Annotated in this window: 16 protein-coding genes and 1 pseudogene; 1 reads left to right on the forward strand and 16 read right to left on the reverse strand. The window is 58.7% G+C overall.

Going from position 1 to position 18757, the window contains the following annotated elements:
- The first annotated feature begins 9 nt into the window (after positions 1 to 9).
- Positions 10 to 522, forward strand: coding sequence for a DUF721 domain-containing protein (locus tag QZH36_RS16985; protein ID WP_125289002.1), 513 nt, complete (start codon positions 10 to 12; stop codon positions 520 to 522).
- 3 nt (positions 523 to 525) lie between these two features.
- Here the strand turns inward: QZH36_RS16985 and lpxC are convergent, their stop codons facing one another.
- The 16 genes and pseudogenes from lpxC to mraZ all read right to left on the reverse strand — a co-directional run bounded on the left by lpxC (position 526) and on the right by mraZ (position 18301).
- Positions 526 to 1443: a UDP-3-O-acyl-N-acetylglucosamine deacetylase gene (gene lpxC, locus QZH36_RS16990; RefSeq protein WP_125289001.1), complete on the reverse strand. Its 918-nt coding sequence runs from the start codon at positions 1441 to 1443 to the stop codon at positions 526 to 528.
- Positions 1444 to 1544: 101 nt separating this feature from the next.
- A complete protein-coding gene (gene ftsZ / locus QZH36_RS16995; RefSeq protein ID WP_125289000.1) occupies positions 1545 to 2702 on the reverse strand; it encodes a cell division protein FtsZ in 1158 nt (385 codons plus the stop codon).
- A gap of 72 nt (positions 2703 to 2774) precedes the next feature.
- Positions 2775 to 4031 carry a cell division protein FtsA gene (gene ftsA / locus QZH36_RS17000; protein ID WP_125288999.1) on the reverse strand — a complete coding sequence of 419 codons (1257 nt, stop codon included), beginning with the start codon at positions 4029 to 4031 and terminating at the stop codon, positions 2775 to 2777.
- Positions 4028 to 4867 (reverse strand): cell division protein FtsQ, encoded by an 840-nt coding sequence (gene ftsQ, locus QZH36_RS17005; RefSeq protein ID WP_301730711.1) that lies wholly within the window; start codon positions 4865 to 4867, stop codon positions 4028 to 4030. The genes ftsA and ftsQ overlap by 4 nt, the downstream gene beginning before the upstream one ends.
- 1 nt (position 4868) lies before the next feature.
- The gene (locus QZH36_RS17010; protein ID WP_253455277.1) at positions 4869 to 5789 is read right to left on the reverse strand and encodes a D-alanine--D-alanine ligase; all 921 of its coding nucleotides are present in this window, start codon (positions 5787 to 5789) and stop codon (positions 4869 to 4871) included.
- Positions 5782 to 7254, reverse strand: coding sequence for a UDP-N-acetylmuramate--L-alanine ligase (gene murC / locus QZH36_RS17015; protein ID WP_301730712.1), 1473 nt, complete (start codon positions 7252 to 7254; stop codon positions 5782 to 5784). The genes QZH36_RS17010 and murC overlap by 8 nt, the downstream gene beginning before the upstream one ends.
- A gap of 58 nt (positions 7255 to 7312) precedes the next feature.
- Positions 7313 to 8371 carry an undecaprenyldiphospho-muramoylpentapeptide beta-N-acetylglucosaminyltransferase gene (gene murG / locus QZH36_RS17020; RefSeq protein ID WP_301730713.1) on the reverse strand — a complete coding sequence of 353 codons (1059 nt, stop codon included), beginning with the start codon at positions 8369 to 8371 and terminating at the stop codon, positions 7313 to 7315.
- Positions 8368 to 9582 (reverse strand): cell division protein FtsW, encoded by a 1215-nt coding sequence (gene ftsW / locus QZH36_RS17025; protein WP_253455280.1) that lies wholly within the window; start codon positions 9580 to 9582, stop codon positions 8368 to 8370. The genes murG and ftsW overlap by 4 nt, the downstream gene beginning before the upstream one ends.
- Complete coding sequence (gene murD, locus QZH36_RS17030; protein WP_301730714.1) at positions 9582 to 10898, reverse strand: UDP-N-acetylmuramoyl-L-alanine--D-glutamate ligase; 1317 nt, start codon at positions 10896 to 10898, stop codon at positions 9582 to 9584. Before murD ends, ftsW begins: the two co-directional genes overlap by 1 nt.
- 2 nt (positions 10899 to 10900) lie before the next feature.
- Positions 10901 to 11983, reverse strand: a complete 1083-nt coding sequence (gene mraY / locus QZH36_RS17035) for a phospho-N-acetylmuramoyl-pentapeptide-transferase (RefSeq protein ID WP_253455282.1) — start codon at positions 11981 to 11983, stop codon at positions 10901 to 10903.
- A complete protein-coding gene (murF, locus tag QZH36_RS17040; RefSeq protein WP_253455283.1) occupies positions 11977 to 13338 on the reverse strand; it encodes a UDP-N-acetylmuramoyl-tripeptide--D-alanyl-D-alanine ligase in 1362 nt (453 codons plus the stop codon). Before murF ends, mraY begins: the two co-directional genes overlap by 7 nt.
- The gene (murE, locus tag QZH36_RS17045; protein ID WP_301730715.1) at positions 13335 to 14822 is read right to left on the reverse strand and encodes a UDP-N-acetylmuramoyl-L-alanyl-D-glutamate--2,6-diaminopimelate ligase; all 1488 of its coding nucleotides are present in this window, start codon (positions 14820 to 14822) and stop codon (positions 13335 to 13337) included. The genes murF and murE overlap by 4 nt, the downstream gene beginning before the upstream one ends.
- Positions 14809 to 16573 (reverse strand): annotated as a pseudogene (gene ftsI / locus QZH36_RS17050) (peptidoglycan DD-transpeptidase PBP3). Before ftsI ends, murE begins: the two are co-directional and overlap by 14 nt.
- 8 nt (positions 16574 to 16581) lie before the next feature.
- Positions 16582 to 16902 (reverse strand): cell division protein FtsL, encoded by a 321-nt coding sequence (gene ftsL, locus QZH36_RS17055; RefSeq protein ID WP_253455285.1) that lies wholly within the window; start codon positions 16900 to 16902, stop codon positions 16582 to 16584.
- Positions 16899 to 17840, reverse strand: coding sequence for a 16S rRNA (cytosine(1402)-N(4))-methyltransferase RsmH (gene rsmH / locus QZH36_RS17060; RefSeq protein WP_253455286.1), 942 nt, complete (start codon positions 17838 to 17840; stop codon positions 16899 to 16901). Before rsmH ends, ftsL begins: the two co-directional genes overlap by 4 nt.
- Before the next feature lie 2 nt (positions 17841 to 17842).
- Entirely contained in the window at positions 17843 to 18301 is a 459-nt protein-coding gene (gene mraZ / locus QZH36_RS17065; protein WP_125288986.1) for a division/cell wall cluster transcriptional repressor MraZ, read from the reverse strand.
- Positions 18302 to 18757 lie beyond the last annotated feature (456 nt).

The raw sequence follows: 18757 nt of genomic DNA on the forward strand, positions 1-18757 counted from the left end.
GAGCCTGCTATGCGCGATAGTCGCCCGCAATCAATTGAAAGTTTTTTCGAAGCTGCCGAAGGCCAGAGTATGCTGCAATCCATTCAGCAACGCGCTATTGCGCTGAATAAGCTGAACCGTGCGTTGCAGGGTATTATCCCGGCTCAGCTGCATCCCTGGTGCCGCGTGGCGAATTTCCGCCAGGGCGTTCTGGTGCTTGAAACCGCTAACGCCAGCTGGATGATGCGCTTACGCTATGAACAATCCAGCCTGCTGTCAGCTTTACGAGCGCAAATATTACCATCATTGACGTCAATCGACATCAGGATAAATCCAACGATGGCGGCAAAAGCTCAGGAAAACGCGCAGGAAAACAGCGTTCGGCCAGCAAAAGAGAATAATCTGGGGCGTCAGCTTAGCGAAGAGAGTGCGGAAATTTTACGGGGAGTCGCGAGCCGTAGCCCGGAAAAACTAAAGAAAACATTAGAACGACTGGCCTTGCTGGCCGGAGAGAGTACCCGCTCAACCAGTCGTCATAAATAGTGCTTAAGCCAGCACCAGGTTTGGCGCACGGAAGGTCACCGGCAGCTCGGCTTCGTCTTCAAACGTTGCCCATTCCCAGGCTTCCTGCTTCGCCAGCACGGCCTGCAGCAGCTTGTTGTTCAGCGCGTGACCACCTTTGAACGCGGTAAACGCGCCAATGATGTTGTGTCCGCACATAAACAGGTCGCCGATCGCATCCAGCATTTTGTGACGCACGAACTCGTCCTCAAAACGCAGGCCGTCTTCGTTCAGCACGCGATAGTCGTCCACCACGATGGCGCAGTCGAAGCTGCCGCCCAGGCAAAGACCGCGAGACTGTAACGCCTCGATGTCGCGCATAAAGCCGAACGTACGGGCACGGCTGATTTGACGCGCAAAGGCTTCAGCGGAAAAATCCATGCTGTAGCGCTGTGAGCTGGCGTCGATAGCCGGGTGCTTAAAGTCGATGGTGAAATCGAGCTTAAAGCCGTTGTGCGGGACCAGTTCGGCCCATTTGTCGCCGTCTTCAACCCGGACAGGCTGTTTGATGCGTACAAATTTTTTCGCGCAGTTCAGCTCCTGAATACCCGCGTCCATCAGCAGATAAATAAAGGGCGCCGCGCTGCCATCCATAATAGGGATTTCAGGCGCGTTAACTTCCACCACGATATTATCAATGCCGAGGCCGGCAAGGGCCGCATTCAGGTGCTCGACCGTGGAAATACGCACGTCATGCTCGTTGACCAGACAGGTACAGAGCATGGTATCACGCACGGATTTGGCATCAGCCGGGAAATCAACCGGTGGATTCAAGTCAGTGCGACGATAGATGACCCCGGTGTTAGCCGGCGCAGGGCGTAGCGTCAGAGTGACTTTCTTGCCGGTATGCAAACCGACGCCAGTCGCCTGAACAATACGTTTTAATGTCCGTTGTTTGATCATCGCATTATCTCGCAAAATTACTCATCCGACCGCCAGTATAAATCACTGACGGGCGAACACTTTAACACAAAGAGCGGAGAACCCCAACCTTCAGGGAATTCTTAGTCCGCCTGCTTACGCAGGAAGGCCGGAATATCCAGATAGTCAGGCTCTTTGTTGGTTTGCGTGCCGGGCTCGTTGACCACCTTCGCCGCAGGCTTTTGTTCCTGAGGCAGCGGCGCCATACCGTGCTGCTGATAACGATGATCCATAACAGGCTGAGTCTGTGCCTGCTTGTTGGTCACCAGCGTGATTTCCGGACGTTTGTCCATGCCGATGCCGGTTGCGACCACGGTCACACGCAGCTCGTCGTTCATTTCCGGATCCAGCGAGGTACCGATAACCACGGTCGCATTGTCGGAAGCGAAGGCGCGGATAGTGTTACCCACGGTTTCAAATTCGTCCAGACGCAGGTCGAAACCAGCCGTGATGTTGACCAGTACGCCGCGCGCGCCGGAAAGGTCGATATCTTCCAGCAGCGGGCTGGAGATCGCCATTTCGGCCGCTTCTTCCGCACGGTCTTCGCCGCACGCCACGCCGGAGCCCATCATCGCATAGCCCATTTCGGACATCACGGTGCGCACGTCGGCAAAGTCGACGTTCATCAGACCCGGACGGGTAATCAGTTCGGCAATGCCCTGCACCGCGCCTTTCAGCACGTCGTTAGCCGCGCCGAACGCGTCCAGCAGAGAAATACCGCGACCCAGCACTTTCAGCAGCTTGTCGTTTGGAATAGTAATCAGAGAATCGACATGCTTGGAGAGCTCGGCAATACCCTGCTCCGCGAAAGCCATACGCTTCTTGCCTTCAAAATTGAAAGGCTTGGTCACGACGGCCACGGTCAGGATACCTAAATCTTTGGCTACTTCGGCCACGACCGGCGCCGCGCCGGTACCGGTGCCGCCGCCCATACCTGCGGCGATAAACACCATGTCCGCGCCTTCCAGCGCCTGACGTAATGCTTCACGATCTTCTTCCGCTGAATTGCGTCCTACTTCCGGGTTTGCCCCGGCACCCAGACCCTTGGTAATCCCGTTACCGATTTGGATGGTCTGGCCTACTGCCGTTTTGCGCAACGCCTGAGCGTCGGTGTTAACGGCAAAGAATTCTACGCCTTCGATGCGCTCACGCACCATATGCTCTACGGCGTTACCGCCGCCGCCGCCGACGCCGATGACTTTAATCACCGCGTCATTGGTTAATTCCATAGGTTCAAACATAATTTCTCTCCGTTATGTGCCTGTCGCCTGGAGATCATAAAATAAGCCTAGCATGATCTCCTTTTCTCTAAATTAAAACTCTTTTTTCAGCCAGCTGTTGATTCGCTTGAACCAGTTGCCCACTGACGCTCTTTTTTCCACATCCGCCTCACCGTTAAGATGAGACTCTTTTCCGTAGTGCAGCAGCCCGACAGCCGTCGAGTAGTAAGGCTCCTGCGCATAATCTGTTAAGCCGGTGATATTCAGCGGCTGGCCGATGCGTACCTGCGTATGAAACACGCGCTGCGCGCAGGCCGCCAGGCCTTCAATCTGCGCTGCACCGCCGGTCAGGACGATGCCTGCGGCCAGGTGATGCTTGACGCCCTGCTGACGCAGCTGCTCCTGCAGCTGTAAAATCTCGTCGTTGACCAGGTTCAGCAGCTCGGTATAGCGCGGCTCAATGACCTCTGCCAGCGTCTGGCGCTGCAGGCTGCGCGGCGGCCGACCGCCCACGCTGGGCACCTCGACGTTTTCGTCTTTGCCGACGATGGAGCCGAGCGCGCAGCCGTGACGCACTTTAATGGCTTCCGCATCGGTCGGCGGCGTGCCGAACGCATAGGCGATGTCGCTGGTGACCACGTTGCCCGCATACGGGATAACCTTGGTGTGGCGCAGCGCCCCGCCAGTATAGACCGCGATATCCATTGTGCCGCCGCCGACGTCCACAACGCAAACGCCCAGCTCGCGTTCATCTTCGGTCAGCACGGCGAAACTGGAGGCCAGACCGGCGAAAATCAGTTGGTCAACTTTCAGGCCGCATCGTTCAACCGCTTTAACGATGTTTTTCGCCATATCGTTATGGCAGGTGATCAAATGGACTTTCGCCTGCATACGCACGCCCGATAAGCCTACCGGATTTTTGATCCCTTCCTGATAATCGATCGCATATTCTTGCGGAATAACGTGCAAAATCCGGTGTTCGTCACGAACACGCACGGATTTCGCGGTGTGCACCACGTTTTCCACATCTTCCTGGGTCACTTCCTCTTCTGAAATAGGAACCATCCCTATTTCGTTCTGACAACTGATGTGTTTTCCGGACAGCGCCAGATAAACCGACGAAATCTGGCAGTCCGCCATCAGTTCGGCCTGGTCAATTGCACGCTGTACGCACTTGACGACCGACTCCAGGTCGTTGACGCCGCCTTTATCCATGCCGCGAGAAGGACAGCTACCCACCCCGATGATATTGACCATACCATCGGGCAAAACTTCCCCTACCAAAGCGGCGACCTTCGCGGTGCCGATTTCCAGTCCAACTACCAGTTTTCTGTCCGTCGCCTTGATCATTGTTGTTTAACCTGTGCCTGATTCTGTTGCTTATTACCGTCAGTGGCCTGAATAAGTGGCGGTGCCCAGCCTACTGCCGCGCCAGAGTCGTATCGCAGGTCCACATAACCGATCCGCTTATTTTCCGCTTGCGCCTGCTGCTGGAGCGTCGGCCAGAGCTGAATGAAGCGTTTCAGCCGCTTCATATCCTCGTTGCGTCCCAGTTCCAGACGCGTATCGTCATCCAGCACCAGCTGCCATGAACGCCGCGCCGTCATTGACGCCGCCTTCAGCTTAAATTTTCCGGCGGCCAGCATAGCGTCCATCTGATGGTAGCCTGCCAGCACTTCGGATTCGCTGCCTTCCGGCCCGTAAAGCATCACCATCTTCTCTTTGCCGAGGTGATTAGCCGGCACGCTGAACGATTTTCCCGTTGCATCAACCAGATGCAGGTCATTCCAGCGGGCAACGGGCACATATTCAACCAGATGAATCTTTAATTCGTCCGGCCACTGCTTACGCACGCTGACCTGTTGGATCCAGGGCAGCCGTTCGATCTGCTGCTGGATAACATCCACGTCCTGCGACATAAAAGTGCCAGGCTCGCCCAGCGACAGGATAGCCTGACGAATATCGTCGTTGGTGGTGTAGTGCATTTGCCCCGTCACCACCAGCCTGGACAGCGGCAGCCGGGACGCGTCGTTCATCCAGCGTACCACTACGTAACCGCCTGCCGACATCACGCCAAGCACTATCAACAGGAAAAGAATGCCGGCCAGCCGCGAGCCGTTGCTGCGGCCGGTGCGCGCTTTTTCCTGCGCCTCGCGATTGCGAACATTCAGAGCAGCCTGGGACATATCAGTCCGCCAGTTCCAGAATGCGGGCTACCAGCTGCGAAAAGCTCATGCCGGCCTGCTTAGCGGCCATCGGCACCAGGCTGTGGCTGGTCATGCCGGGCGAGGTATTCACCTCCAGCAGGTAAAACTGGCCGTCGCCGCCCATCATCAGATCGACGCGTCCCCAGCCGCTACAGCCCAGCGCGCGCCACGCTTTAATCACGATCTCGCTCAGTTCCGCTTCCCGCTCGGCCGATAAACCGCTTGGACAGAAGTACTGCGTTTCGTCAGAAAAGTATTTTGCTTCATAGTCATAGAACTCCGAAGCCACCTGAATACGAATGGAAGGCAGAATATCGTCGCCGATCACCGCTACGGTGTATTCCGGGCCGCTCAGAAACGCCTCTACCAGCACGTCGTCGTCGTGACGGAAAGCCTCGGTCAGCGCAGCCTGAAGCGAGTCAGCGTCGTTAACGCGGCTGATGCCGACGCTGGAGCCTTCGCTGCTGGGCTTAACGAAAACCGGCAGGCCCAGCGCTGCGATACGGGCGCGGATCTCGTCGTTAAGCCCGGCGTCCATCTCTTTACGGGTAATCGCCACGTAAGGCGATACCGGCAGGCCGCAGCCCTGCCACAGGCATTTGGTGCGCAGCTTGTCCATGGTAATGGCGGAAGCCATCACGCCGCTGCCGGTATAGGGAATAGCCAGAAACTCCAGCAGCCCCTGCAGGGTGCCGTCTTCGCCGCCGCGACCGTGCAGCGCGATAAAAGCTTTATCGAAGCCTTCTTCTTTCAGGCGCGTTACCGGAAAATCACGGATATCGACGGCATGCGCGTCGATGCCCGCCTCAAGCAGTCCGCTCACCACGGCGTTGCCCGACATCAGGGAAACGTCGCGTTCCGCAGAAGTGCCACCCAGCAATACCGCTACTTTCTCAGCCATGATGTTTACCTTCTTTCTGCGGTTGTAACTTATTTTCAGCAAGCGTGCGGGCAATACGGCCAACGTTGCCCGCGCCCTGCACCAGAATTAAATCGTTGCCGGACAGCTTCGGCGCCAGCATTTCCAGCACGGCGTCATGGTCCGACACCAGAATAGGATCGACTTTGCCGCGCCCACGGATGGTGCGGCACAGCGAGCGACTGTCGGCACCGGGGATCGGCGTTTCGCCAGCGGAGTAAACGTCCAGCATCAGCAGCACATCCACCTGAGACAGCACGTTCGCGAAATCGTCATAGAGATCGCGGGTGCGCGTATAGCGATGCGGCTGGAAGATCATTACCAGCTGCTTGTCCGGCCAGCCCGCGCGGGCCGCTTTGATCGTGGCGTCAACTTCCGTGGGATGATGACCATAATCGTCAACCAGCATCGCGGTGCCCTGCACGCCGTTCACTTCCTGTAGCGGATACTCGCCCAGGAAATCGAAGCGACGACCGGTGCCCTGGAAGCTTTCCAGCGCGCTCAGGATTTCTGCATCGTCAATGCCCTCTTCCGTCGCGACGGCTACCGCGGCGGCGGCGTTCAGCGCATTGTGGCGGCCAGGCGCGTTCAGCGTCACCTGCATCAGCGGCTTATCTTGGCGGGCCAGCGTGAAGTGGCCCTGCGCGCCGTGCTGCTCGTAGCTGGCGATACGCACGTCGGCATCTTCGCTAAAGCCGTAAGTGGTGATCTGGCGGCCTACGCGCGGGATCAGATCGCGGATCACCGCGTCATCCACGCAGAGCACCGCGCGGCCATAGAACGGCAGGTTGTGCAGGAAATTGATAAAGGTCTGCTTCAGGTTCTCAAAATCGCCCTGATAGGTATCCATGTGGTCAGCTTCGATATTAGTGACGATAGCCACCATCGGCTGAAGGTGCAGGAAGGACGCATCGCTTTCATCCGCTTCCGCAATCAGATAGCGGCTGCTGCCCAGACGCGCATGGGTGCCGGCCGCTTTGACCAGGCCACCGTTAACGAAGGTCGGATCCAGGCCGCCTTCCGCATAAATGCTGGATACCATGGCCGTGGTCGTGGTTTTTCCGTGCGTCCCGGCGACGGCGATGCCGTGACGGAAGCGCATCAGCTCGGCCAGCATTTCCGCCCGACGGATCACCGGAATGCGGGCTTCACGCGCCGCGATAAGTTCCGGGTTATCCTGCGACACCGCGGTGGATACCACCACCACGCTGGCATCGCTGACATTTTCAGGACGATGGTTAAAATAGATGGTCGCTCCCAGCGCGCTCAAATGCTGCGTGACCGCATTCGGCGCCAGATCGGAACCGCTGATTTCATAGCCTTCGTTGGCCAACACTTCGGCAATACCGCCCATGCCGGCACCACCGATGCCAACAAAGTGAATGTGCCGGACGCGACGCATCTCGGGCACGATAGAACGCAGTTTTGCCAGTTGTTGTGTATTCATCTCTTTCTGCCTGTCGGTACCTGCTGGCACCCTGTTCCGGGACAAGTCTCGTCCTGTGCTATAGCGCCGCTTTGCTGACTTCGGCTGCGACACGCTCGGTCGCATCCGGGATCGCCACGGCACGGGCCTTCGCCGCCATCGCCATCAGCGTTGGGCGATCCCATGCGGCCAGCGTCTGCGCCACGGTGTCAGCCGTAAACTGCGGCTGCTCGTAAATTTTTGCCGCGCCCGCTTTTTCCAGCGGCAGCGCGTTCCAGTACTGCTGACGATCTTTATGCTGAAACGGCACGAAGATCGCCGGTAAGCCTGCGGCGGCCACTTCGCTGACCGTCAGCGCGCCGGAGCGACAGACGATAACGTCCGCCCAGGCGTAGGCCGCTGCCATATCGTCAATAAATTCGGTGACTTTATGCTGCGTCTGTCCAACCTTACCGTAGGCGTCGTTGACTTCAGCCAGCGCGCCTTTGCCCGTCTGGTGCCACAGCGTAATGCTGTCGCCCAGCTTCGCGGCCACCTGAGGCAGCGTCTGGTTCAGCACGCGGGCGCCCTGGCTGCCGCCGATAACCAATACGCGAACCGGGCCGCTGCGATCGGCCATACGTTCAGCAGGCAACGGCAGAGCAAGCACGTCTGTCCGTACCGGGTTGCCGACCACATCCGCATCAGGGAACGCGCCGGGAAACGCCTGCATCACTTTTTTGGCGATTTTCGCCAGCAACTTATTGGTTAATCCGGCGATGCCGTTTTGTTCATGCAGCACCACCGGAATACCGCAGCTCCACGCCGCCAGGCCGCCCGGCCCGGAAACGTAGCCGCCCATGCCCAGCACCACGTCCGGCCTGTAGGCCTTCATGATTGCGCGGGCCTGACGTACGGCGTGGAAAATCCGCAGCGGCGCGGCCAGCTGCGCCTTCAGCCCTTTGCCGCGCAGGCCGCTGATGCGAATAAAATCGATGTCGATGCCGTGTTTCGGCACCAGATCGGCCTCCATACGGTCAGCCGTGCCGAGCCAGCGCACCTGCCAGCCCTGCGCCATCAGATGGTGCGCCACCGCCAGCCCCGGAAAAACGTGTCCTCCGGTGCCGCCGGCCATAACCATCAGTCGCTTCCCTTTCATCGACTACCTCGCGTAAACGCCTGGGCTTTTGCCAGACGCGTTTCATAATCTATGCGTAACAAAAATACGATGGCGGTTGACATAATTATCAGGCTGGAGCCGCCGTAACTGATCAGCGGCAGCGTCAGGCCTTTGGTCGGCAGCATACCTGCTGCGGCGCCAACGTTAACCAGCGCCTGGAAGCTGAACCAGACGCCGATAGAGCAGCCCAGAAAACCGGCGAAGCGCTGGTCAAGCTCCAGCGCGCGGCGCCCGATAGACATCGCGCGAAAAGCGACGAAGAATACCATTAACAGCGCTAAAACCACACCGATATAACCCAGCTCTTCACCGATAATCGAGAAGATAAAGTCGGTGTGCGCTTCCGGTAAATATTCCAGTTTTTGTACCGAGTTGCCCAGCCCCTGGCCCCAGAATTCGCCGCGGCCAAACGCCATCAGCGACTGGGTCAGCTGGTAGCCGCTGCCGAAGGGATCTTCCCACGGGTTCCAGAAAGAGGTGACGCGCCGCATACGGTAAGGTTCGGCAATAATCAGCAGGCAAACCGCAAAAATACCGGAGCCGATGATCGCCAGAAACTGCCATAATTTTGCGCCAGCCAGGAACAGCATCGCCAGCGTGGTGACAAACAGCACCACCACGGTACCCAGATCGGGCTGCGCCAGCAGCAGGACCGCCAGCACCACCATCACGCCCATCGGCTTGCAGAAACCCCAGAAATTGTTGCGCACTTCCTCTACCTTGCGCACCAGGTAGCTGGCGAGATAGCAGAACAGCGAAAGCTTGGAGAGCTCCGCAGGCTGGATACGCAGCGGGCCGAGCGCAATCCAGCGCGAGGCGCCGTTTACCGAACTGCCCACCACCAGCACAATCAGCAGCATCACCACCGTGACCAGCAGCATAATGTTGCTGTAGCGCTGCCAGAAAGCCATCGGCACGCGCAGCGTGACCAGCCCGATGCCGAACGCCAGCACGATGTAAAAGGCATCGCGCTTGGCGAAGTAAAAAGGATCGTCCGATAAACGCTGGCCCACCGGCATGGAGGCCGACGTCACCATCACGAAGCCGATAATCGCCAGCCCTATCGTCAGCCAGAGCAGCGTGCGGTCGTAAAGCACCATGGTGCTGGCATCGCTCTCGCGCGAGCCCATCACCCACTCTTTCAGGCGTTCTGACAGCCAGCTGGCAACGCTTAAACCCGGAACACGCATCAGCCCAGCTCCTTTGCCAGTCGAGTGAACACGTCGCCGCGCTGCTCGAAGTTTTTAAACTGATCGAGGCTGGCGCAGGCCGGCGACAGCAGCACCATATCGCCAGACTGCGCTTTGGCGGCAATCTGCTGCATGGATTCCTGCATCGTTGCGGTCTGCACTGCCCTTTCCGGGCGCAGCGCCGCCAGCGCGGCCGCATCCCGACCAAAGCAGTAAATTCTGATGTTATCGCCCTGTAAGTAGCGAGCCAGCGGAGTGAAGTCGGCGGATTTGCCGTCGCCGCCCAGCAGCAGCCAGAGCGTGCCCTGCACGGTCAGACCGTTCAGCGCCGCTTCGGTGCTGCCGACGTTGGTCGCTTTGGAGTCGTTGATCCAGCGAATGCCGTTACGCTCGTGCGCCAGCTGGAAGCGGTGCGCCAGGCCGGTAAAGGTAGTCAGCGCTTTCAGGCTGGAGGCGCGAGGCAAACCCACGGCATCGGCCAGCGCAAGGGCCGCCAGCGCGTTGGTATAGTTATGCTGGCCGACCAGGGGCATCTCGCTGGTGTTCAGCACTTTTTCGCCCTTAACGCGCAGCCAGGTGCTGCCCTGCTGGCGCGTCAGGTGATAGTCGCCGACATCGACGCCAAAGCTGATGCAGCGTTTATCCGCGCCGCGTACCGGCATGGTCATCGCATCGTCCGCATTCACAATGCACGCGTCTGCCTGTTCGTAAACGCGCAGCTTGGCCGCCCGATACTGCTGCATCCCGAACGGATAGCGATCCATATGATCTTCCGTCACGTTCAGGATGGTCGCCGCCGCCGCTTTCAGGCTGTGGGTCGTTTCCAGCTGGAAGCTGGAGAGTTCCAGCACGTAGAGCCGGGCGGGCTGAGCAAGCAGCATCAGCGCCGGCAGGCCAATATTGCCGCCCACGCCGACCTGCCAGCCTGCGGCTGTAGCCATCTCGCCCACCAGCGTGGTCACGGTGCTTTTGCCGTTAGAGCCGGTGATCGCCACAATCGGCGCCTGCGCCTCGCGGCAAAACAGCTCGATGTCGCCTACGATCTCCACGCCCGCTTTCGCCGCCGCCGTCAGGGACGGATGCGACAGCGCCAGCCCGGGGCTGGCGACAATCAGATCGGCGCTTTGCAGCCAGTCGTCGTTCAACGAACCCAGCCAGCGTTCCACTTCTGCTGGCAGCTTTTCCAGGCCCGGCGGAACAAGTCGGGTATCCATGACGCGCGGCGTGACGCCACGCGCTAAAAAGAAGTCAACGCACGACTGCCCGGTCAATCCCAGACCGATAATGACGACTTTTTTACCCTGGTAATCAGTCATTATTACCGCACCTTCAGCGTCGCCAGGCCAATCAGCACCAGCATCAGTGAAATGATCCAGAAACGTACGATAACGCGCGGTTCCGGCCAGCCTTTAAGTTCGTAATGATGATGAATAGGCGCCATGCGGAAAATTCGCTGGCCGCGCAGCTTGAACGACCCCACCTGTAGGATCACCGACAGGGTTTCCACCACAAAGACGCCGCCCATAATCACCAGCAAAAACTCCTGACGCAGCAGCACGGCGATGGTGCCCAGCGCGCCGCCCAGCGCCAGCGATCCGACGTCGCCCATAAAGACCTGCGCCGGATAGGTGTTAAACCATAAAAAGCCCAGCCCGGCACCGACGATTGCCGTACAGACAATCACCAGTTCGCCAGCGTGGCGCAGATAGGGAATATGCAGGTAGTTAGCGAAGTTCATATTACCGGTGGCCCAGGCAACCAACGCAAAACCGGCGGCCACAAAAACGGTAGGCATGATTGCCAGGCCGTCCAGCCCGTCGGTCAGGTTCACCGCATTACCGGTGCCGACGATAACGAAGTAGGCGAGCACCACGTAAAACAGGCCAAGCTGCGGCATGATGTCCTTGAAGAACGGCACCACCAGCTGCGTCGCCGGCGTGCCTTTTCCTGTCGCATAGAGCGTAAAGGCGACGCCCAGCGAAATCACCGACATCCAGAAATATTTCCAGCGCGCGATCAGCCCTTTCGTATCTTTACGCACCACCTTGCGGTAATCGTCCACAAACCCAATGATGCCAAAGCCCACCAGCACCACCAGCACGCACCAGACGTAAGGGTTGGACGGATAGGCCCACATCAGCACCGAGACGGTAATGGAGAACAGGATCATAATGCCGCCCATGGTCGGCGTGCCGCGCTTGCTGAAGTGCGATTCCGGGCCGTCGTTACGCACGACCTGACCGAAGGACATTTCCTGCAGGCGGGCGATCATGCGCGGCCCCATCCACAGCGAGATAAACAGCGCGGTCAGCAGGCTGACGATGGCGCGAAACGTCAGATAGGAAAAGACGTTAAAGCCTGAATAAAAAGCGACCAGATGTTCGGCCAGCCAGACTAGCATGTTCTTTTCTCCTGTAAGCTCTGTACTACCTGCTCCATGGCGGCACTACGTGAACCTTTAACTAAAATGGTGATCGTCGGCTGTTCCGCCAGCAGCGTCCGCAGACGCGCCGTGACGGCAGCCTTATCGGTAAAATGTTCGCCCACGCCGCTGGCCTCGCCGATAGCGCGGCTTAATGTGCCCACGCTGAGCACCTTATCAATACCGGCACGACGGGCCGCTTCGCCCACTTCGCGATGGCACGCTTCGGCCTCCTCGCCCAGCTCCGCCATATCGCCGGTGACCATCACGCGATAGCCCGGCATATCCGCCAGCACCTGAGCCGCTGCGGTCATCGAGCCGACGTTGGCGTTATAGCTGTCGTCCAGCAGCAGCTGATTTTCCGCCAGCAGAACCGGGAAAAGGCGGCCCGGCACGGCTTCAAGCTGGCCTAAGCCAAGCTGTACCGCTTCCAGGGAAGCGCCGACGGAGATAGCCAGCGCGGCGGCGGCCAGCGCATTCGCGATATTGTGACGCCCCGGCAGCGGCAGCTGAACGGCTACGCTGCCTACAGGCGTTTTCATCACAAAATGGGTGCCAGAGCTGGTGATTTGCACATCGCTGGCGGCGAACTCGCTTTCGGCCTGCGGTTGGGAAGAGAAGTGCCAGACCGTTTTGCCCTTCAGCATCGGCTGCCAGTTAGCCTCGTCGTTGCTGTCGGCGTTCAGAATGGCGGTGCCGTTGTCCGGCAGCCCCTGAAAAATTTCGCCTTTGGCTTTGGCCACGCCTGCCAGCGAGCCGAACCCTTCCAGGTGCGCGGCCGCCAGGTTGTTGACCAGCGCCGTTTCCGGTCGCGCCAGGCTGGTGGTCCAGGCGATTTCGCCCTGATGGTTAGCGCCCAGCTCAATCACCGCGTACTGGTGCTGCGCGCTCAGACGCAGCAGCGTCAGCGGGACGCCGATATCGTTATTCAGATTGCCTGCGGTATACAGCGTTTCGCCGCACTGGCGCAGAATGGCGGCGGTCATCTCTTTGACCGAGGTTTTGCCGGAAGAGCCGGTCAGCGCCACGACGCGCGCCGTCGACTGCTGGCGAACCCAGCCGGCCAGCTGGCCCAGCGCTATGCGCGTATCGCTGACCACCACCTGAGGAACCGCAACAGGTAAGTGCTTACTGACTAACAGAGCCGCCGAACCGGCCGCTATTGCGTCGCCGACCAGCTCGTGTGCGTCAAAACGCTCGCCCTTCAGCGCGATAAACAGACAGCCGGCGCTTATCTTGCGCGTATCGGTGGTCACTTCGCTAAAGGTAAGGTCGCTGCCGATTAGTTCACCGCCGGTGATCTCAGCCAGCTTTTGCAGAGAGAGTGCGATCATGCCATCACCCCCAGCAGACGCGCCACGGTTTCGCGGTCGGAATAGTCCAGCCGACGGTTGCCGACGATTTGATAATCTTCATGACCTTTACCGGCAACCAGCACGATATCTTCTTCTTTAGCCTGCATGATGGCGTTAGTGACCGCCTGTGCTCGCCCGGCTACCACGCGGGCGCGGCCCGGATCGAGCAGGCCGGTCAGAATGTCGGCCACGATAGCGGCAGGATCTTCGCTGCGCGGGTTATCGTCGGTGATCACCACCACGTCGGAGAACTGCTCGGCAATGGCGCCCATCAGCGGACGCTTGCCTTTGTCGCGATCGCCGCCGCAGCCGAAGACGCACCACAGCTTGCCTTTACAGTGCAGGCGAGCGGCCTCCAGCGCTTTTTCCAGCGCGTCCGGCGTGTGGGCATAATCCACCACTACCGTTGGCTTCGCGGGCGCGCTGAAGACTTCCATACGGCCGGTGACCGGCTGTAGTCGGTTGCCGGTCGCCACCAGCTCGTTGAGCGGATAACCCAGCGCCAACAGCGTTGCCAGCGCCACCAGCAGATTGCTGACGTTAAACGCGCCCATCAGACGGCTTTCCAGCTCGCCGCCGCCCCAGCTGGAGTCAAAACGGATAGCGGCGCCGTTGTCGTGATAGCGCACGTCCGTCGCCTTCAGCCAGCGGCCATGACAGCCCGGCTCCAGGTTATCTTCCAGCGTAACGGCAACGGCGTCCGGCAGGTTCGCCAGCCAGCGGCGTCCCGTCTCGTCATCGGCATTGATAATGGCCTGGCCGACCATGTGCTCGGAGAAAAGCAGCCATTTGGCGGACTCATAGCGCGTCATATCACCGTGGTAGTCCAGGTGATCGCGGCTGAGGTTGGTAAAGGCCGCAGCGGCAAAAGGCAGCGCCGCTACGCGATGCTGCACCAGACCGTGGGAGGAAACCTCCATCGCGGCCAGCGTCGCGCCCTGCTCCACCAGCGAAGCCAGCGTCTGCTGTACCTCAACCGCCGAGCCGGTCGTGTTTTCAACCGGCGCCAGATGCCCGTAAAGGCCGTTGCCGACGGTGCCCATCACCGCGCCGGTTTCGCCCAGCAGCTGCGCCCATTGCGCCAGCAGCTGAGTGGTGGTGGTTTTGCCATTGGTGCCGGTCACGCCAATCAGGCGCAGTTTTTCGCCCGGCTGCTGGTAAAAGCGCCCGGCCAGCGCGGAAAGCCGCTGGCTCAGCTGCGCCAGATAAATCACCGGCACGCCGTGCACGGTAGTGATGTCGCCATCTTCCGCTTCGCCTTCCGCTTCGGCGATAATCGCCGCCACGCCCTGCGCGATAGCCTGGGGAATAAAACGACGGCCGTCTGCCGTATGGCCTTTTACGGCGACAAAGAGATCGCCGGCAGCCGCTAAACGGCTGTCCAGGATCATTTCACGCAGCGGCAGCGCGGGCGCGCCAGGCACCCACGGCGCCAGTAAGTCGTGCAGATTACGATCTGTCACTTGATCCCTCACTTATTGTCTACCAGCTCGTTTTTTTCAACGACCGGTAGCGCATCAGGTTCGATATTCATGGTGCGCAATACACCGCCCATAATGGCGCCAAACACCGGAGCCGAAACCGCGCCGCCGTAATATTTACCGGCCTGGGGATCGTTGATCACCACCACCAGCGCAAAACGGGGACGGCTTGCCGGTGCAACGCCGGCGGTGTAGGCAATATATTTGTTAACGTAGCGCCCGTCCGGCCCGACTTTTTTCGCCGTACCGGTTTTAATGGCGATGCGGTAGCCTTTGATGGCCGCTTTTACGCCGCCGCCGCCGGGCAGCGCCACGCTCTCCATCATATGCATGACGGTGCGAACCACTTCTTCAGAAAATACGCGCTGTCCGCCCACGGGCGGATCGACTTTGGTAATCGACAGCGGGCGATAGAGACCATAGCTGCCGATTGTGGCGTAGACTCGCGCTAACTGTAACGGCGTTACCATCAGCCCGTAGCCGAAAGAGAAGGTGGCCCTCTCTATGTCAGACCACCGTTGTTTTTGGGGATATAAGCCACTACTTTCTCCGACCAGTCCCAGATTGGTCGCTTTACCCAGTCCAAAGTGCGAGTAGGTTTCTACCAGCGCCGAGGACGGCATCGCTAACGCCAGCCTGGAAACGCCGACGTTACTCGATTTTTGCAGAACGCCGGTCAGCGTCAGCTCGTTATAGCGGGCCACGTCTTTGATCTCATGGCCGTTAATGCGGTAAGGCACGGTGTTCAGCACGCTGTTTTCGCGCACCACGCCGCGCTGTAGCGCGGTCATGACCACCATTGGTTTGACGGTTGAACCCGGCTCGAAAATATCGGTGATGGCGCGGTTGCGCATTACGTCTTTGGTGACGCCGGTAAGGTTGTTCGGGTTATAGGCCGGGCTGTTGGCCATCGCCAGCACTTCGCCGGTGTTAACATCCACCAGCACGGCGGTGCCCGACTCCGCCTTGTTAAAGGCGACGGCGTTGTTCAGTTCGCGATAGACCAGCGCCTGCAGGCGTTCGTCAATGCTCAGCGCCAGGTTGTGCGCCGCCCGGCTGTCTACGGAAGAGACATCCTCAATCACGCGGCCATGGCGGTCTTTGCGCACGGTGCGCTCGCCCGGCTCGCCCGTCAGCCATTTATCAAAGCTCTTTTCGACGCCTTCAATGCCCTGACCATCAATGTTGGTAAAGCCGATCAGATGTGACGTGACCTGCCCTGCCGGATAGTAGCGACGCGACTCTTCCCGTAAAAAGATGCCGGGAAGCTTGAGTTTTTTAATGTAGTCGCCGATGGCCGGATTGACCTGGCGCGCCAGATAGACGAAGCGCCCTTTGGGGTTGGCGTTAACGCGCGCCGCCAGCTGATCCAGCGGAATGGAAAGCGCATCGGAAAGCGCCTGCCAGCGGCTGTCCAGCGTGATGCCGCCTTTGGCGTGCAGCTCTTTCGGATCGGCCCAGATAGCGTTGACCGGCACGCTGACGGCCAGCGGCCGCCCGGCGCGATCGGTGATCATGCCACGAGAGGTCGGAACGGCCTGGACGCGCAGCGAGCGCATATCGCCTTCCCGCACCAGCTTATCCGGGTTGATCACCTGCAGATAAGCCATGCGCGCCAGCAGTCCGCCCAGCGCGAGTAAAATACAGCCGCACAACAACGCAAAACGCCAGCTGACAAAGCTGGCCTGATCTTCCTGACGTTTTGTCTTAAGCGTCTTAACTGCGGCTTTCATTTATGCCCTTATGGCTGTACCACAATATTTTCCTGCGAAGGATCGACATGCTGCATTTGCAGTTTTTCCATCGCCGTTCTTTCCACGCGGCTGTGATCGCCCAGCGCATTCTCTTCCAGAATCAGGTTGCGCCATTCGATATCCAGCGCGTCGCGTTCCAGCACCAGCTGCTCGCGCTGCGCGGTGAGCAGGCGGGTTTTATGCGCCGTGGTCACCACCAGCACCGCAGACACCAGCACGGCAACAGCCAGGATCAGCGGGATTTTGCCGTGGCGTAAAAGATCGCCTGCAATCACGCCGGGTAAACTGTGTCGCTCGTTGCCGATCATGCGTCTGTTCTCTCAGCGATGCGTAATACGGAACTGCGCGCGCGCGGGTTTTCCGCCACTTCCGCTTCGCCCGGCATCATTTTGCCCAGCGCTTTAAGCTGACGGCCGCCGAGTTTGCTCAGCTGCGCTTCCGTCATCGGAATACCGGCCGGAACCTGCGGGCCACGGCTCTGTTCGCGCATAAAGCGTTTGACGATACGGTCTTCCAGCGAGTGGAAGCTGATCACCGACAGGCGGCCCTGCGGCGCCAGCGCGGAAAGCGCGCCTTTCAGCGCTTTTTCAATCTCTTCCAGCTCGCTGTTGACCCAAATACGGATAGCCTGGAAGCTACGCGTCGCCGGATGCTTGAATTTATCTTTTACCGGCGTAGCGGCATAAATCACGTCCGCCAGCTCTTTGGTGCGGGTCATTGGCTGCTCGCGGTTGCGCTCAACGATGGCGCGCGCGATGCGTTTTGCGAAGCGCTCTTCGCCAAAGGTTTTCAGCACAAAGGCGATATCGCTCTCCTCTGCCTGAAGCAGCCACTGCGCAGCAGATAAGCCTTTGGTCGGATCCATGCGCATATCCAGCGGGCCGTCGCGCATAAAAGAGAAGCCGCGTTCGGCATCATCCAGCTGCGGCGAAGAGACGCCCAAATCCAGTAAAATGCCGTCGATGCGGCCGGTCAGCCCGCGCGCGTCAACATACTCCGCCAGCGCGGAGAAAGGCCCATGTATAATGGTAAAGCGCGGATCGGTAATAGCGGCGGCGGCGGCAATAGCCTGCGGGTCGCGGTCGATGGCGTACAGACGCCCCTGTTCGCCCAGCGCGGAGAGGATCAGTCGGGAATGCCCGCCTCGTCCAAAGGTGCCATCAATATAGATGCCGTCTGGTTTGATATTGAGGCCGTTGACCGCCTCGTCCAGCAGCACCGTGGTATGTTTAAAATTTTCCTGCATAGCTATAATGACAAGTCCTGCAAGCGCTCAGATAGCGGTTCCTGAGACGACTGCTCCGCGTCAATATCCTCCCTGACTTGTTGATACCAGGTCTGTTCATCCCACAGCTCAAACTTGTTAAACTGTCCAACCAGCATCACTTCTTTGGTCAGATTCGCGTGCTGACGGAGCGTACCCGCAATCAGCAAACGGCCTGCATTATCCATCTGGCATTCGCTGGCATGACCAAGCAACAAGCGCTGAATACGGCGCTCTACCGGGTTCATGCTCGATAAGCGAGCCAGCTTACGTTCAATAATTTCCCATTCAGGCAGGGTGTAAAGCAGCAGGCATGGCTGATGGAGGTCAATAGTACACACCATTTGCCCCTGAGATTCCCCGATCAGCGTTTCGCGGTAGCGCATGGGCACAGCCAGTCGCCCTTTGCCGTCGAGATTGACTAACGTTGCTCCACGGAACATGCCAGTCTTCCCCTTTGGTTACCCTTAAGTCCCACTTTACACCACAAATTCCCACCCGGAGGAGTGTACGGAGCGGAGGAAATCATTGTCAAGCGACAGCGCAGGCCCTGAAGAATTATTTCTTTTCCAGAAAAAACAGCAAAGAGTTAAAAAAGAAGCGCCTTTAGCGCGCTATCGAAAATTAAACTAATGAATAGTGACGGGAAATTGATGAGAAAGTCTGAGTTGTTCAAAAATATACCAGCCGTTACCCGTAAAATTCCGGCCGCCAACTTTAGCCGTTGACCGGTATTTTAAGGAATTTCCTAAGAAAATGGCCTGATAGTGCCGTTCTGCCTGATGCGGCAGCGAAGGCGTGTCGCTAACGTTTTAATAAGCGTGCATTTTCGGAAAGTTAAAATCATTTGAAACTTTATCTTTACTTTTATTTACGCTAACGACAAACCAAAAACGCAC

The organism is Erwinia wuhanensis, from assembly GCF_030484085.1.
Taxonomy (GTDB): domain Bacteria; phylum Pseudomonadota; class Gammaproteobacteria; order Enterobacterales; family Enterobacteriaceae; genus Erwinia; species Erwinia aeris.

Excerpts from the sequence above, each read along its gene's own strand:
- QZH36_RS16985 (WP_125289002.1), top strand. The coding sequence starts at position 10 with ATGCGCGATAGTCGCCCGCAATCAATTGAAAGTTTTTTCGAAGCTGCC.
- lpxC (WP_125289001.1), bottom strand. The coding sequence starts at position 1,443 with ATGATCAAACAACGGACATTAAAACGTATTGTTCAGGCGACTGGCGTC.
- ftsZ (WP_125289000.1), bottom strand. The coding sequence starts at position 2,702 with ATGTTTGAACCTATGGAATTAACCAATGACGCGGTGATTAAAGTCATC.
- ftsA (WP_125288999.1), bottom strand. The coding sequence starts at position 4,031 with ATGATCAAGGCGACGGACAGAAAACTGGTAGTTGGACTGGAAATCGGC.
- ftsQ (WP_301730711.1), bottom strand. The coding sequence starts at position 4,867 with ATGTCCCAGGCTGCTCTGAATGTTCGCAATCGCGAGGCGCAGGAAAAA.
- QZH36_RS17010 (WP_253455277.1), bottom strand. The coding sequence starts at position 5,789 with ATGGCTGAGAAAGTAGCGGTATTGCTGGGTGGCACTTCTGCGGAACGC.
- murC (WP_301730712.1), bottom strand. The coding sequence starts at position 7,254 with ATGAATACACAACAACTGGCAAAACTGCGTTCTATCGTGCCCGAGATG.
- murG (WP_301730713.1), bottom strand. The coding sequence starts at position 8,371 with ATGAAAGGGAAGCGACTGATGGTTATGGCCGGCGGCACCGGAGGACAC.
- ftsW (WP_253455280.1), bottom strand. The coding sequence starts at position 9,582 with ATGCGTGTTCCGGGTTTAAGCGTTGCCAGCTGGCTGTCAGAACGCCTG.
- murD (WP_301730714.1), bottom strand. The coding sequence starts at position 10,898 with ATGACTGATTACCAGGGTAAAAAAGTCGTCATTATCGGTCTGGGATTG.
- mraY (WP_253455282.1), bottom strand. The coding sequence starts at position 11,983 with ATGCTAGTCTGGCTGGCCGAACATCTGGTCGCTTTTTATTCAGGCTTT.
- murF (WP_253455283.1), bottom strand. The coding sequence starts at position 13,338 with ATGATCGCACTCTCTCTGCAAAAGCTGGCTGAGATCACCGGCGGTGAA.
- ftsL (WP_253455285.1), bottom strand. The coding sequence starts at position 16,902 with ATGATCGGCAACGAGCGACACAGTTTACCCGGCGTGATTGCAGGCGAT.
- rsmH (WP_253455286.1), bottom strand. The coding sequence starts at position 17,840 with ATGCAGGAAAATTTTAAACATACCACGGTGCTGCTGGACGAGGCGGTC.
- mraZ (WP_125288986.1), bottom strand. The coding sequence starts at position 18,301 with ATGTTCCGTGGAGCAACGTTAGTCAATCTCGACGGCAAAGGGCGACTG.